Origin of the sequence: Pseudonocardia hierapolitana (assembly GCF_007994075.1) — a bacterium.
GTDB classification, from domain to species: Bacteria; Actinomycetota; Actinomycetes; order Mycobacteriales; family Pseudonocardiaceae; genus Pseudonocardia; species Pseudonocardia hierapolitana.
The window spans coordinates 3,927,697-3,942,075 of the sequence record NZ_VIWU01000001.1 but is presented as its reverse complement, the minus strand read 5'-3'; the positions used below and the strand labels follow the sequence as shown (position 1 = coordinate 3,942,075).

Genomic DNA, 14,379 nt, shown 5'->3' with positions numbered 1-14,379 from the left:
GCGTGGAAGCGAATCGACGGCAGTGAGACCTCGAGCCGAGCGAGCAGGCCGGCGACGTTCCGCGGGGGAGGCGCGCAGGGAGCGAGGAACGAGCGACCGAGCACCGGAGGAGCGGAACGTCGCCTCGAAGGCCCGCGAGCACGCCGGAGCGAAGCGGAGGCCATCGAACACGACATGGCACGATCGTCAGCCGTGTCGATGGCCGCACTCGTGCTCGACTGGTACCCCGCCGCGGCGCGCGATCTCCCGTGGCGCCGCGCGGACACCACGCCGTGGGGGGTGCTCGTGAGCGAGTTCATGCTGCAGCAGACGCCGGTCGCTCGCGTCGAACCGGTGTGGACGGAGTGGCTCGCGCGCTGGCCCGCCCCGTCGGCGATGGCCGCGGCGTCGCGCGCCGAGGTGCTGCGCGCGTGGGGCAAGCTCGGCTACCCCCGCCGTGCGCTGCGCCTGCACGAGACCGCAGGCGTGATCGCGAGCGAGCACGGGGACGTCGTCCCGTCCGATGTCGAGGCCCTCGAAGCACTGCCCGGCATCGGTTCGTACACGGCGCGCGCGGTTGCGGCGTTCGGCTACGGACGGCGCTGCCCGGTGGTCGACACGAACGTCCGCCGCGTCGTCGCCCGCGCCGTGCACGGTCGCGGTGACGCCGGCCCGGCCCGCACCGCGGCCGACCTCGCCGACGTGGACGCTCTGCTCCCGCCCGACGACCACTCCGCCGCCGTGGTCTCCGCCGGTCTGATGGAGCTGGGAGCCGTCGTGTGCACGGCGCGGGCCCCGCGCTGCGGGATCTGCCCGGTACGCGAGGAGTGCGCGTGGCGGGCGGCAGGCCGGCCGGAGTACACCGGCCCGCGCCGGCCGGTCCAGGGCTTCGCCGGCACCGACCGGCAGGTCCGCGGCCGCCTCCTCGACGTCCTGCGCGGGGCGGACGGGCCCGTGGAGCGCGCCGCGCTCGATGCAGCATGGGACGACGCGGCCCAGCGCGACCGCTGCCTCGACTCGCTGCTCGTCGACGGGCTCGCCGAGCAGCACGACGACGGCCGTTTCGCGCTTCCCGCCTGATGGGCCAGACCGTCCGCTTCCGCCTCGACGAGGCCGCATGCGCCGAGCTCACCGCGCTGCGTTCGCGGCTGTCCGGCCACGGGATCGCCACCCCCACCGAGCCGCCGTCCGTGATCGCGGCGGCGGCCGGGGCGATCCCGCAGGCCGCCCAGGAGGCGCTCGCCGCGGAGGTGCGGCTGCTCGCCCTGCCGTCGATCTGGCTGGAGACCCTCGGCACGGTGGCCGGACGGCCCGACGAGCTCGTGCTCGCCGCCGTGGTCGACGCCGAACTGCTCGCCGTGCACGGTGCCGTGCACGACGCGCTGGCCGGGCGCGTGCGCTCCCCGCTCGCGGCCTACCTGCCCGGCACGTGGCTGCCGCATTGCGTGCTCGCGAGCGAGCGCCCCGCCGAGGCGTTCGCGCTCCTGCACCCGGTGCCCACCGTCCGGGCGCGCGTGGTGGCCGTCGACGCCGGCTGATCAGGGACCGGCGAGCCCGGCGTCCCGCAGCCGGCGGAACGCCGCGCGCCGTCGCTCCCCCGTGAGCGCGTCGATGTAGAGCTCGCCACGCAGGTGGTCTGTCTCGTGCTGCAGGCAGCGGGCGAGCTCCCCGGTGCCCTCGACGGCCACCGGCCGCCCCTCCACGTCCACGCCCTCCACGCGCGCGTACGCCGCCCGCAGCCGCGGCGCGGAGACGCCGGGCACGGACAGACAGGCCTCCTCGCCGTCGTACTCACCGTCGGTGGCGACCAGCCGCGGGTTGACGACGTATCCGCGTGCGCCGTCGACGTCGTAGGAGAAGGCCGCCAGCGACACGCCGATCTGGTTGGCCGCGAGCCCGGCGCGCCCGGGCACCGAGACCGTGTCCATCAGGTCGCCGACCAGCGCGGCGAGCGCGGCGTCGAACTCCGTCACCTGCAGGCACGGCGTCCGCAGCACCGGGTCGCCGATCAACCGCAGCTCCCGGACGGTCACGAGGCACCGCCCAGCTTGCCGAGCCGGTCCAGCACGAGCGCGTGCCATTCCAGCTCCGCCCGCAACCGCAGCCGGGCGTGCTCGAGCACGAGGTCGTCGGCCGGGGTCTGGTCCGGCCAGCGGCGCTCGGCGAGGTGGTCGAGCCGGGAGAGCCGCGCGGTCAGGTCGCGGACCCGGTCCTCCACGTGGCCGCGCAGCGTGGCTTCGTCCACGTCGGACGCCGTGGCGAGCGCGAGGTCGACCGGGTCGGGTGGGAACCGGACCTCCTCGAACGCCTCCGCCTGCAGCACGGCGAGCTCGCGGCGGCCCTCGTCGGTGATCTCGTAGACGGTGCGGGCCGGCAGGCGCCCCTGCTGCTCGGTGCGCAAGGCCCGGACCAGGCCCTCGCCCTCCAACCGGTGCAGCGCACCGTAGAGCGAGCCCGGGCGCACGTCGGACCACAGCTCGGCCCGGTCCACCCGGGCGTCGCGTCGGATCTGGTGGCCGTACATCGCGCCGCCCTTGGCGAGCGCGCTCAGCACGAACAGCCTCGTCGGGTTCACGGACGACAGTAAAGCACTCACATATGAGTACTCAGAAACGACTCGATGAGCGGCTGGAAGCCCGGCCCCGCGTGCACCAGGTGCCCCGTGCCCGGCACGCGCACGTGCGTCGCTTCGTCCATGCGGGCCGCCATCAGGGCCATCTGCCCCGACGGCGCCACACTTTCCTCCGCTTCGACGAGAAGCGCCGGGCAACGGACGGAGGCCACCGCCGCCCAGTGGTCGCGCTCGGCCCACTCGGCCGCGATCGCGGTGGTGTGGTCGACCCGGGCCAGCAGGTGGTAGCCGTCGGCCCGCTCCTCGACGCACTCGGTCATGTACTCGCCGAACTCGGGACGCGGGTACCCGAACGCCCGCCGCACCGCCGCCAGCGACGGGAACGGCTGCGGGAGCGCGGTGAACCACGCCCGTGCGTCCGCGGCGCTGCGCCCCCGGAAGTCGACGCCCATGTCCTCCACCACGAGCGCGCACACCAGCTCCGGGCGCCGGGCCGCGGCCACCAGACCGTGCAGGCCGCCCATGGAGTGCCCGATCACCACGGCGGGCCCGAGCTCGGTGAGCACGTCGACGACGTCCGCGACCATCCGGTCGGTGGTCCACGGTCCGCGCGCTCCCGAGCGGCCGTGCCCGCGCGCGTCCACGCCGACGACCCGGCCGCGGCAGGCCAGCCACTCGGCGACCGCCCACCACGTGCTCGCCCGCCCCATGAGCCCGTGCAGCAGCAGGATCGGCGTGCCGGCGCCGCCGAACTCGGTGACGGCCAGCTCGAGCCCGTCGGAGGCCCGCACCGCGCGCCTACCCGTCCCCACCGGCCCGCCTCATGTCCTCGAGCACGAGCGGACGGCCCGGGAGTTGAGCACCCGGACGGGCGCGCAGCCCGTCGAGCACGACCGCGACGTGGCGCTCGAGGAGCACAGCGAGATCATCGGCATCCACATCGCACATCGCATCGCGGCTCGAGCTGCCGGCCGGGTCGGCCCCGTAGCCACTACCCTTGTGGCCATGGCCGTCGTGAAGATCAATGCGATCGAGGTGCCCGAGGGCGCGGGCGAGGAGCTGGAGAGGCGGTTCGCCAACCGGCTGCACGCCGTGGACGGCCAGCCGGGCTTCCTGTCGTTCGAGCTGCTGCGCCCGGTGTCCGGCGACAACCGCTACTTCGTCGTCACCCACTGGGAGGACGACGAGTCGTTCCAGGCGTGGATGAAAGGCGCCGGCATGCAGGCCCACTCCGGCGAGCGGGCGCGCCCGGTGGGCACCGGATCGTCGCTGCTGGAGTTCGAGGTCGTTCAGCAGTCGCGCGCCGCAGGCGCCTGACCTGGTCCGATCCGCTCACAGGACGGTCGGCGCGCTACAGGTGGAATCCGGCGGTGGTGAACACCCACAACGAGGACGTGAGCCACAGCGCGACGAGCACCGAGAAGAGCACGCCGCCCACCGCCGGTACGGCCCATCGTGGCAGCCACGGTCGCGTGAGCAGCAGCATCTTCGCGGTGAACGCCCCGTACAGCAGGCAGCCGACGAGCGAGTGCACCAGCACCCGTGGGTCGTCGAACCGAAATCCGAGTGCGTAGAGGCAATGGACCGCCACGGGCACCGTGAAGAGCACCGCGAAACGCCCGGACCACCGGTGAACGGCGGGCAGGTTCGGCAGGTCGACCGTGATGCGGCCGTCCAGGACCATCGCCGTCAAGATCTGCACGAGCGCGAGGACGAACGCGAGGGTGGTCAGCCAGGCCTTCACGTACAGGGTTCCGGAGAATCCCGGGAGGGCGAGCGACAGCCCGGTCGCGGTGTGCAGACGGCCGTACACGCCGAGCACGACGGCCACGCCCGTACCCACCGCAACCGGCACGGCGACCGCGGTCCACGACGCGGCAGCGGGCGCGGCCGCCGATGGCACCGGCGGAGCCGTGGCGCGGGGGCGCGTGAGGTCGGGGTCGGGCGTGGTCATCGCGGGACGACCGGGTCCCCGCCGCCGATGCGCTTCACCTCGACGTCCACGCCGCGGAGTTCGAACTCGTCGAGGTCGTTCGGATCGAGCTCGGGTGCCGGTCCCCTCTTCCCCGCCACGTTGTTGATGCCGACCTGGCGCCCGCTGGGCAGGACGATCCAGCCGATGCGGTTGGGCTCCCCGTCCACGGTGGCCTGCCCCTCGTAGATGCCGGCGGGCGGCCCCGCCACCGCCGCGGAGAACGGCAGTTGCTGCTCGGCGACCGTGACCATGCCGAGTGCCGCGTCGTCGGAGAGCGTGGCGGTGAGCTGGGCGCCGTTCCGCCCCTGCAGGTTCACCTGCTCGCCGGAGACCGTGCCTTCCAGCCAGGACTCGATCCGCTTCCCGTCACAGATGTAGGCGGATGCCTGCTCGCCGGACACGGCGACCGCCACGGTGACCTCGTTGCCGCTGGTGTGCCCGGTGTAGACGCCTTCCCGTGCCGGGGCGGGCGGCGTGGTGGTCGGGGGTGGGTCGTCCGCGATGGCGAGGGGCGGTGCGGCCGGCGCGGGCTTCGCGGCGGGGGCGGGCGTCCGCACCAGGCTCACGACGAGGACGACGACGGCGAGCACGCCGACGGCGGCAAGGGTGACCAATGGACCACGCGTTCTCATGTTCCCCCCGGGTGCGGCGCCCCGACCGAGTCAGCACACCGCGTCACGCAGCCGTTGCACGTTGCTCTCTACCACCTGCCGGCCGTCAGTGCCACGGACCTGGAAGCAGTAGGCCGCCGAGGGTTCCGTCGCGACCGTCACGGTCGTCGCTTCACCGGCGGGCTCGTCGCGCGGTTGCTCGCCCTGCCTCGTCACGACGAGGGTGTAGGTCAGCCCGGGGGTGCCGGACCAGCTCAACCTGGTGGCGAGGGCGCCGAGCGGATCAGGGGGTGCAAGCTCGACGACCGAAACGCCCGGAGTGCTGGCGGCCGGTGGCGCATCGCCGGCCGTTCCCGAGGTCACGACCGCCGAGACGAGGATGCCGCCGGCGAGGATCAGGCTCACCGCTGCGATGACGACGAGCCGTGGATGCGCGCGTGCGACCTTCGAGATCGACCGTTCCGGGCGGGGCGCCCGCATCCGGGGCACGGACGACCTCGGCGAGGCCGCGGGCGGCGCATCGGCGATGGCGACGGTCTTCTCGCTGCCCAGCCCGGTGCCGTCCGGTGGGCCGGAGTGTGCCGCGGGTGGTGCGTGGGGTTGGGTGAGGTCGTCCCCCAGCCGGGTCAGCTCGTCCGCGACCGTGCTGAGCTCCGGGCGCAGGCCCGGCTCCTTCGCCAGCATCCCCGAGACCAGCCCTTCCAGGCGGTCGCTCACGGAGGTGCCGGCAGGCCAGGAGACCGGTTCCTCGAGGACCCGCCGGTTGCGCGCGGCTTCCGACTCGCCCCATTGCAGCCCGAACGGGGCGCGACCGGTCAGCATCGCGTAGAGGGTCGCGCCGAGCCCGTACACGTCGGTCCGCTCGTCGATCCTGCCCTCGTGGCTGAGGGCTTCGGGCGCCGCGTAGGCGGGGTTGAAGCCGCTGGCGGTGTTGCCGCGGTAGTCGCGCAGGACGGCGAGCCCGAAGTCGGCCAGAACCGGCGCGCCCGACGACCGGATGAGGACGTTCTGCGGCGTGACGTCGCCGTGGATCACCTGAGCCGAGTGGGCGGCGAGCAGGGCGATCGCGACGCGGTACCCGAGCTCCACGGCCTCCAGTTCCGGGAGCGCCCCGCCGCGACGGACCACCAGCTGCTGCAGCGAGCTGTCGCACAGCTCCGTGACCAGATACGGCCGCCCATCCGGGAGAAGACCCGCGTCGTACACGCGTATCACGTGCAGGTGGTCGTCCAGCCGGCTCACCGCCTGGCATTCGGCTCGGAACTGGTTCGCCACCGCCGGCTCGTGCAAGGCGACCCGGAAAACCTTCAGCGCCACCCACCGTCCGAGGTGGGCCTGGCGAGCGCGATAGACATCGGCGAAGCCACCGGCGCCGATGGGGGAAACGTCGATCAATCCGGACAGGTCCGGGGTTTCGGCAGGCCCCGCTGTCCGCATGCATCAGAGCGTAACGTCGCCGTGAGATGCTCGCGCGAAGCAGGCGGCGAGCGCGACGAGGCATGCGGCCGCCACCGTGAGCAGGAACCCGGAGGCAGCCCCGCCGGCTTCGACGACGATGCCGGCGAGCCCGCCTGCCGTGGCGATGCCCGCTGCACTGGCGGAAGCCGACCACGTCAGCGCCCGGGTCAGCTCCGAGGCGGGAACGCAGGCCTCCAGCGAACGGCCGACGCGGATCCGATGCGGGGCAGCGACGCGCCGGCAAGCGCGCCAACGCGCACAGCAGCGGAAGCGCGGGACTCGCCGTCGTGGCCACGAGCAGCCCGCCGACCGCTGCGGAGTGGCTGAGCGAGGTCGCGGCCAGTACGCGCCGTTGGCCGCAACGGTCCATCGCACGCGCGACGTGCGGCGCACCCACCGCTTCCGCCACGGCGAAGGCGGCAGCGACCGCGCCCGCAACGGCGAAGGAGCCGCTGCCGTCCCGAACGGTCGCGAGCAGCCCCAGCCTGGACATCGCGACGCCGAGACGCCCCAGGCTCGAGGTGCAGAGGAACGCCAGAGCGCCGGGAACGCGAGCCAGCGCGAAATAGCGATCGGTCGACACGAGGTCGCCTTTCGCGTGCGGTCAGGGCGTCACGACCGCCAGAAGCGTCGGGTCTGGGCGTTCGGTCCTGTCGCGAGCGGCCGTCCAAATGCCCGGATGACCGGGCCGGCCGCGCCACCGCACTAGAGACCGGGCGAGCGTAGCGCCCGACGCGAAGCCCAACTCGCCGAGACCGACAGCAATGCCTGGCTCAGGTCGATGCGATTGCTCGATCGTGGAGTTCGGTCGAGGAAACGAGCTAGTTTCTGCGCGTCGGCCGGCAGAGGGGGAACCGGGGTACGGATGCGACTGACCGTGGAGGACGACGCCACCGGCGTCAAGAGCGACGTCCACGTCGACTGCGAGCCCTCCGACCGCGTCAGCGACGTCCTGACCATGATCGGCACGGTCATCCCGGTGCAGGGCACCCCGGTGGTGGACGGCGGCCCTCTGACGCCCGAGCAGCCCGTCGCCGTCTCGCCGCTGCGGGACGGCAGCGTGCTGCACTACGGTCGCGGGCCGCAGCTCGCCCCCGTGCGATTCGCGCCGCCGCTCGTGCTCCGGGTGGTGTCCGGTGCCGCCGCCGGAACCGAGCTCCCCCTCGTGCCCGGCCAGGCCGTGGTCATGGGGCGCGCGGCCTCCTGCCAGCTCGTACTCGACGATCCCGACGTGTCCCGCAAGCACGCCCAACTCGTCGTCGGGCCCAACCGCGTGACGCTCGCCGACCTCGGTTCCCGCAACGGCGTGCTGCTGGACGGGCGCGCGGTCGCGGGCGCCGCGGACGTCGACGGCAAGGTCATCCAGATCGGCGGGAGCCGCCTGGTGGTGGAGGCGCTGCGGGACAGGGCGGCAGTCGTGAGGCGCGGGGACTCCGGCGAGGTCCTGCTCAACCGCACCCCCAGATCGCGGCCGGCCCGCTTCGAACCGCCGACCGTCGCGATGCCTGCCGTCCCCGCCGACGACGACGATCGCGGCTTCCCGGTGCTCCCCGCGCTGCTCCCGCTGGTCGCCGCCGTCGTGATGGCCCTCGTGCTGCGGAACGCGATCTTCCTCCTGTTCGGCCTGCTGAGCCCGCTCATGTTGATCGGCAGCTGGTGGACCGAGCGGCGCAGGCAGGCGCGCCGCGGCCTGCGCAACGAGGAGACGTACCACTCCGAGCTGACCGCGGCGCGCGTGCGGATCGAGGCGGCCACCGACGACGAGGACGCCGACCTGCGGGCCGCCTGGCCGGACCCGGCGACCACGGTGCGTACGGCCATCACGCCGAGGGCCCAGCTGTGGGAACGACAACCGGCCGACGACGACTGGCTCGCGGTCCGGTTGGGCCGGGCCGACCGCCCGGCCGCCGTGAAGATCACCGGTGATCCGCCCCAGGACTGGTCACCGCCCGTGCTGCGGCTGGCACCGCTCGGGATCAGCCTGGTCGCCCAGCCGATGCTCGGACTCGCGGGCCCGCCCGGCTGGGTCGACACCCAGCTCGCCTGGGTGGTCACCCAGCTGGCCGTCCACCACAGCCCGGACGAACTGCGGATCGCCGTCATCGCTCCGGACGCGGGCGAGGAGCAGCTCGGCTGGCTGCGCTGGCTGCCCCACCTCCGGACGGACGACGGATCCGTCCGGGCCGGGTGGGATGCGCAGGGCGCGGAAAGGATGATCAAGTCCCTGGGGGACGAGCTGCAGCGCCGCTCCGCGGGCCGATCGCGCGAGCCGTCCTCCGATCGGCGTGCCCGTCCGGATCTCGTCGTCGTACTCGCCGGCACCGCGGATCTGCGTCGTCGACCCCAGCTCACCAACCTCCTGAACCGAGGACCGGCCGCCGGCCTGCGCTTCGTGTGCGCCGAGACCGACGAACGGCAGCTGCCCGACGGCGCGCGGGCGCGCTTGGTGGCGACCGGGCGGGACGTGGTCCTGCGCGTCGACCGCGGGGAGTCGCCGACGGTCGTGCCCGACGAGATCACCCCGGGCACCGCCGAGCTCGTGGCCCGGGCACTGGCTCCGGTGCGCCGCGTCGGCGACGCGCCCGGCCATGACGTTCCCTCGTCGATCCGGCTGACCGAGCTGGCCGGCGAGCCGGAGGCGGGCGAGATCCGGGCAGCGTGGGGGCTGCTCCAGGACCAGACCGAGGTCGTCATCGGCGCGGACGCCGACGGTCCCGTCCTCGTGGACATCGCCCGCGACGGCCCGCACGCCCTGGTCGCGGGCATCTCCGGCTCCGGCAAGAGCGACTTCCTGCGCACGCTGATCGCCGGCCTGGCGAGGGCGAACCCGCCGACGGGGCTCAACTTCCTGTTCCTCGACTACAAGGGCGGCGCCACCTTCAAGGACCTGGACGCCCTGCCGCACGTCGTCGGCTCCGTCACGAACCTGGACACGCGGCTCGCCGCCAGGGCCCTGTCGTCGCTCCGCGCCGAGCTGAACAGGCGCCAGGCGCAGCTGGCCGCCGCCGGTGCCGAGGACCTCGCCGACTACCGGCGGCGAGCGCTCGCCGATCCGACGTTGCCGCCGTTTCCCCGGCTCGTCGTGGTCGCCGACGAGCTGGCGGAGCTCGAGGAACAGCTCCAGTCGCTGGTCGACGGCCTCGTCAACGTGGCGAGGATCGGTCGCTCGCTGGGGGTTCACCTGGTCCTGGCGACGCAGAAGGCGGCGGGGGTCGTCGACGGCCAGATCCGCGCCAACACCGACCTCCGGGTGTGCCTGCGGGTCAAGGAGATCGGCGACAGCCAGGACGTCATCGATACGCCCGACGCCGCCTACCTCCCCAACGCCCACCCCGGCCGGGCCCTGCTCGTCCGAGGCGGCGGCCCGCCGCAGCTGCTGCAGACGGCTCGGATCACGGCGCCCAGGCGCTCGACCCCGGGAAACGTCCGACGGGCCGTCGCACTGCGCTGGTTCGACATGACCCCTCCGCCGGCGGCCGAGGCGAGCAAGGACGAGCTGGCCACGGACCTGAACGTCCTCGTGGACGCGGTGCGCGCGGCCGCCGACGCCGAGGGCCTCACCCCGCCCTACCGACCGTGGCTGCCGCCGCTGCCCCCCGCGCTGGCCCTGGACGCTCTGCCGCCGACGAGGTTCGCGATCCCGCTCGGGCTGTGGGACCGGCCCCAGGAGCAGCGCCAGGACGTTCTGGAGGTGCCGCTCGGTTCGGGCCACCTCGCGATCGTCGGAAGCGGTCGCAGCGGCCGCACCACCGCGCTGCGCGCGGTCGCCGTGGGCCTAGCCCGTGCCGCCGATGCGGCCGAGCTGCACCTGCACGTCGTTGACGGATTCGGCGGCCTCTCGGGGCTCGACGCACTGCCCCACACCGGGGTCGTGGTCGCCCCCGACGACTCCGAGCGGCTGGAACGGCTGCTCAACCGGCTCGCCACGACCATGCGGGATCGGCGCCGCGACCTGAGCCGGCTCGGGGCGACGAGCGTCGCCGAGCTGTGGTCGCGGGGCGCCGCCGATGCGCCGCCGCACGTCGTGCTGCTCGTCGACGGCTGGGAAGGACTGCTCGAGAGCGTCGACGGCGCAGCCCAGACGACGATGCTCGAACTGCTCTCCGGAGGAGCCGCCGCGGGGGTCACGGTGTGCCTGGCGGGGGACGAACGGATACTCAAGTCCCGCCTGCTCGCTCGGCTCACCCATCGGCTGTGCCTGCGGCTGAACAACCCGACGGACGCGACCCTGCTCGGCCTACAGGTGCGCAATCTGCCGGAGGACCTCCCGCCCGGGCGCGCCCTGTGGGCCGGTGACGGAGGGCAGGTCCAGGTGCCCCTGCTCGCGACCGATCCGTCCGGCCCGGCGCAGGCGGCCGCGCTGGCCGACATCGCAGCCCGGCTGCACGCCGACGCCGAGGATCCGGGCACTGCACGCGCACCAATGCGACTGGACCGGCTGCCGGAGCAGATCACGCTGGCCGATGCCACCCGCCTCGGCGCCCGGCCGACGACCGGGAAGCACATCCTGCTGGGAGTGAGCGGCGACCGGCTGAGCCCCGTATGGGCGAGCCTGGACGCCGGGCCGCTGGTGATCGCCGGCCCGGCCGGCTCCGGCCGCAGCACCGCCGCCGCCGCTGTCGCCGCGTCCGCCGGGGGGAGCGGCCTTCGCGTGCTGCTCGGCGTCCACCGTCGAACGCCGGTCCACGAGTGCGCGGCCGAGGCCGGGGTCGAGGTGGTGACGAGCGGCGAGGTCGCCGACGTCCTTAACCGTTCCCCAGCCGATCTCGTCGTGCTCGACGACGTCGACCGCTTCCCGCCCGATGACGACATGGTCGAGCGCTTCACGAAACCCGACGGCCCGTCGCTCGCCGTCGTGGCGCTGCTGGACTCGTTCGGCTTCGGGGCCACCGGCCTGTTGAAGGTCGCACGGACCCGCCCGGGCTCCGTCGTGCTGCTCTGCCCGCCCAACCACCTCGTCGCCGCCAACGTCGGGGTGACGTTGGAGCGGGGCATGGGGTTCAGCGGACCGCCCGGCCGGGCCTACCTGGTGGCGGAAGGAAGGATGCTGCTGGGTCAGGTGCCGGAGGTCTAGAGACCCGGTTGCGGCAGCGCGGCGGCGGCGCGACGTCGGAACTCCTCGGGAATCTCGACGTCGAGCAGGAGGAGTTCGAAATGGGTTTCCTGGCGGACCTTCTCCAAGCTCACCGTCGGCATGACGACCCACGGCTGCTCGTCGCCGCAGCAGTCCACCAAGCGGTCGAGGGCTGAGTACACGAGGAGCGCCAACGGGCCGTCCCGCGTCGGTCGAAGATCGACGATCAGGTCCTCAGCACCATTGGTCAGCGGCGAACACGGCACATACACCACGGGTGGAATTTCAATCTTCACAGCGGCCCTGCTCATGACTCCTCCGTTCGGTCGGTATATGGAGCCTCGTCAAGCGACGACGTTCCCGCTTCGAATGCGCCGCTCACCCACCGGCGTGAGGAGCTCGCCTCGGGACTCGGGATGAGCGTGGTAGTACCGCAGAGCGTGGTATGCCACCGCCGGATCGACCGCGAGCGAGCGTGCACGTACAACGAGGGACGGAAGCAGTCCGAATTCGTCCGGCTTGCCCATCCAATGCGTCCGACGTATCCATGCACCATCCGAAGGGAACGTCCGCACGACGATGAGCGGCCCGGCGCCGAGTTCCATCGCGGACACCTCGAGCACCGCGCTCCACGGAACGAAGTGCTCGAACGTGTGACTCCGATGGTGGATCCCGGCCGGCGTCAATGCCAGCCAGCCCTTCACGATGCGCCCACTGACGAACTCGATGAACAGCCACAGGAAGAGCAATGCACCGAACCCGGCGATGGCGACCGCGATCGCATTGGCCTGGGGTACCGGGGGAGGCATCTCCCAACCCAGGACACCGCCGGCTGCGTGCACTCCCAGAAAGGCGGAGCCCATCAGGAGGGCCGCGGTGAGGCCGTAGTACCGCCAGGTCGAGAAGCACAGCACGACGCCCCCGCGGCCATGTGCGGTCGGCCGCGACCTGACCGCGCGCGATGACGTGCGACGGCGCAGCCGCCACATCGACAGGGAGAGCGCGGTGAGCACACCCGGGAAGGCGCCACCGGCGAAGAAGAACGCGGCAGTGCCGAGATCGCCGGCGGACGAGGCCAGAGCACCGAGCCCGGTGAACCCCAGCGTGAGGGCACCCAGAAACCCGTCCCCCAGCACCGTCGCCGGCCTGGGTCGAGGTGTGGACCACTCGGCCGGCCAGGGCAGCCGAGCAGTGCCATTGCCGACTCTTCTCACGATGCCGTCTCCCTCACCAACACGATGGCTCCCTTCCCGTCCCGAGCGAGCCGTCAAAAAATGGCGTCCCAGATCTTCTTTGCTCCCTTGACCGCATCGTCGATGGGCCTGGTCGCGTTCTCGACCGCTTCCTTCAGCGGCTTCGGTAGTTGGTCGTATCCCCAATCGATGACAGCGCTGGTGGCGACCCCGAAGCCCCAGCCGATCACCGCACCGGCCGCCGTTCCGACCACCGGGCCTCCTACGACGGACCCGATCAACGCTCCGAACCTCGCCCCGGTCACGCCTGCGGCGAGAGTGCCACCGACACCGGAGACCGCTGCCTTGACGAGCGGCTTGCCGTTCAGGATGTCGTAGCCGATTCCGGCATGCGCTGATTCCCAGGCCGGTGACCCCGATCCTGGTACCGACCCTGCGGCCGACCGAGTCGGCCCGCCGCCTCAGCGCATCGGCCTCGTCGCGCTTGCGCTGAGCCAGCTCGTTCTGGAATCTCGCCTCCGGCGATCCACCCGGTGCGGCGCGATATCTCTCGTCGGCCGTCCCGGCCTCATCCGTCAGCCCGGTGGATTCCCGCAAAAGACCGCTCACGCGATGTGTCGCAATGCCTCCGGCGACGCCGCCGACCGTGAGGTCCGACGCGTGGAGCAACCACTTGTCCCGGAGATCGTCCGTGATGTTCTTGCCGATCTCATCGGCGATGTTCCCGGCGACGGCGGCGTGACGCCCGGCAGGCGACGGCCCGCCTGGTGCGGTCTTGCGCCTGTGTCAGGTAGCGGATGTTGATCCCGGCGCTGCTGGCGGCGTCGAGCTCGCGCACGCACCTGACCGCGGCGGCATCCCGTCGGTCCGCTGCCCCGTCGGCCTTCTGCTGCGCGGCTCGAAGTGCCTGATCAGCTTGATCGACAGCGGCGCCCGCTGTGCTCGCACGCTCGAGGGCGTCGGCGCGGCGTTGCTCCGCGTCCCCGGCCGCGAGTGGGTCGAGCCGGGCGCGGGCCTCGTCGGCAGCGGCGGCGTGCCGGACCGCGTCCGCTGAGTCGCGCTCGGCGGTGGCCCGGTCACGGTCGCCGGACGCCGTGGTCGCCTCGGCCTCGGCGGCGCGTGCTGCGTCCTGGGCGGCGGCGAGCTCGGTGGCGTAGGTCGCCAGGGCCTGGCTCGCCGCGCCGTAAGAGGCGGCGAGCCTGGTGAGGTCCGGGCCGGTCTCGGCCAGTAGCGCGGCGAACCCGTCGGCGGCCTGGCCGCGCCACATCTGCGGCCCGACCCCGGTCTCGATCGCGCGCAGCCGCGACTCGATCTCCCGGGCGCGGGCCTCCACCGTAGCCAGCTGCGCGGATACGCGGCGGACCTGTTCGGGATCACCGGTATCGGGGTGACCAGTGGGACCGGAGTGCTCATGCCGTCTCCGTGGGTGCTGACGTGGCCGGGTGGTCGGCGACCCGCGCGGTGGACCCGTCCACAGCCGCGGAGGCTACGGGCAGGGCCCCGCGTCGCGGGCCGGA

Annotated in this window: 14 protein-coding genes; 4 read left to right on the top strand and 10 right to left on the bottom strand. The window is 73.1% G+C overall.

Annotated elements, in window-relative coordinates; translation table 11 throughout:
* Positions 1-174 precede the first annotated feature (174 nt).
* Both FHX44_RS18825 and FHX44_RS18820 read left to right on the top strand, forming a co-directional pair.
* On the top strand, positions 175-1,059 hold the full coding sequence (locus FHX44_RS18825) for an HhH-GPD family protein (RefSeq protein ID WP_425469140.1): 885 nt from the start codon (positions 175-177) through the stop codon (positions 1,057-1,059).
* Positions 1,059-1,517 carry a 2'-5' RNA ligase family protein gene (locus FHX44_RS18820; protein WP_147256985.1) on the top strand — a complete coding sequence of 153 codons (459 nt, stop codon included), beginning with the start codon at positions 1,059-1,061 and terminating at the stop codon, positions 1,515-1,517. Before FHX44_RS18825 ends, FHX44_RS18820 begins: the two co-directional genes overlap by 1 nt.
* On the opposite strand, the gene FHX44_RS18815 is transcribed toward FHX44_RS18820, so the two are convergent.
* From FHX44_RS18815 to FHX44_RS18805, 3 genes are read right to left on the bottom strand one after another with little or no spacing between them, the layout of a single operon-like run.
* The gene (locus tag FHX44_RS18815) at positions 1,518-2,012 is read right to left on the bottom strand and encodes a peptide deformylase (protein WP_147256984.1); all 495 of its coding nucleotides are present in this window, start codon (positions 2,010-2,012) and stop codon (positions 1,518-1,520) included.
* Positions 2,009-2,554, bottom strand: a complete 546-nt coding sequence (locus tag FHX44_RS18810) for a PadR family transcriptional regulator (protein ID WP_147256983.1) — start codon at positions 2,552-2,554, stop codon at positions 2,009-2,011. The genes FHX44_RS18815 and FHX44_RS18810 overlap by 4 nt, the downstream gene beginning before the upstream one ends.
* Positions 2,555-2,571: 17 nt before the next feature.
* The gene (locus tag FHX44_RS18805; protein ID WP_246170469.1) at positions 2,572-3,363 is read right to left on the bottom strand and encodes an alpha/beta fold hydrolase; all 792 of its coding nucleotides are present in this window, start codon (positions 3,361-3,363) and stop codon (positions 2,572-2,574) included.
* A 193-nt stretch (positions 3,364-3,556) separates the two neighbouring features.
* Between FHX44_RS18805 and FHX44_RS18800 the strand changes: the two genes are divergently transcribed.
* On the top strand, positions 3,557-3,868 hold the full coding sequence (locus FHX44_RS18800) for an antibiotic biosynthesis monooxygenase family protein (protein ID WP_147256982.1): 312 nt from the start codon (positions 3,557-3,559) through the stop codon (positions 3,866-3,868).
* 34 nt (positions 3,869-3,902) lie between these two features.
* Here FHX44_RS18800 and FHX44_RS18795 read toward each other — a convergent pair whose 3' ends face one another.
* The 3 genes from FHX44_RS18795 to FHX44_RS18785 are packed head-to-tail and all read right to left on the bottom strand — an operon-like array spanning position 3,903 to position 6,574.
* Positions 3,903-4,505: a DUF6529 family protein gene (locus FHX44_RS18795; protein ID WP_170308959.1), complete on the bottom strand. Its 603-nt coding sequence runs from the start codon at positions 4,503-4,505 to the stop codon at positions 3,903-3,905.
* Complete coding sequence (locus tag FHX44_RS18790) at positions 4,502-5,158, bottom strand: hypothetical protein (protein ID WP_147256981.1); 657 nt, start codon at positions 5,156-5,158, stop codon at positions 4,502-4,504. Before FHX44_RS18790 ends, FHX44_RS18795 begins: the two co-directional genes overlap by 4 nt.
* A gap of 30 nt (positions 5,159-5,188) precedes the next feature.
* Complete coding sequence (locus FHX44_RS18785; protein ID WP_147256980.1) at positions 5,189-6,574, bottom strand: protein kinase domain-containing protein; 1,386 nt, start codon at positions 6,572-6,574, stop codon at positions 5,189-5,191.
* An 886-nt stretch (positions 6,575-7,460) separates the two neighbouring features.
* Between FHX44_RS18785 and FHX44_RS18780 the strand changes: the two genes are divergently transcribed.
* The gene (locus tag FHX44_RS18780) at positions 7,461-11,669 is read left to right on the top strand and encodes a type VII secretion EssC family protein (RefSeq protein ID WP_170308958.1); all 4,209 of its coding nucleotides are present in this window, start codon (positions 7,461-7,463) and stop codon (positions 11,667-11,669) included.
* Here the strand turns inward: FHX44_RS18780 and FHX44_RS18775 are convergent.
* The 4 genes from FHX44_RS18775 to FHX44_RS18760 form a co-directional block, all read right to left on the bottom strand.
* Positions 11,666-11,980 (bottom strand): SAV_915 family protein, encoded by a 315-nt coding sequence (locus tag FHX44_RS18775; protein WP_212612547.1) that lies wholly within the window; start codon positions 11,978-11,980, stop codon positions 11,666-11,668. The genes FHX44_RS18780 and FHX44_RS18775 overlap by 4 nt on opposite strands.
* A gap of 33 nt (positions 11,981-12,013) precedes the next feature.
* Positions 12,014-12,805, bottom strand: a complete 792-nt coding sequence (locus FHX44_RS18770) for a hypothetical protein (protein WP_147256978.1) — start codon at positions 12,803-12,805, stop codon at positions 12,014-12,016.
* 131 nt (positions 12,806-12,936) lie between these two features.
* Positions 12,937-13,116, bottom strand: coding sequence for a hypothetical protein (locus tag FHX44_RS18765; RefSeq protein ID WP_147256977.1), 180 nt, complete (start codon positions 13,114-13,116; stop codon positions 12,937-12,939).
* A 455-nt stretch (positions 13,117-13,571) separates the two neighbouring features.
* Positions 13,572-14,339, bottom strand: coding sequence for a WXG100 family type VII secretion target (locus FHX44_RS18760; protein WP_147256976.1), 768 nt, complete (start codon positions 14,337-14,339; stop codon positions 13,572-13,574).
* Positions 14,340-14,379 lie beyond the last annotated feature (40 nt).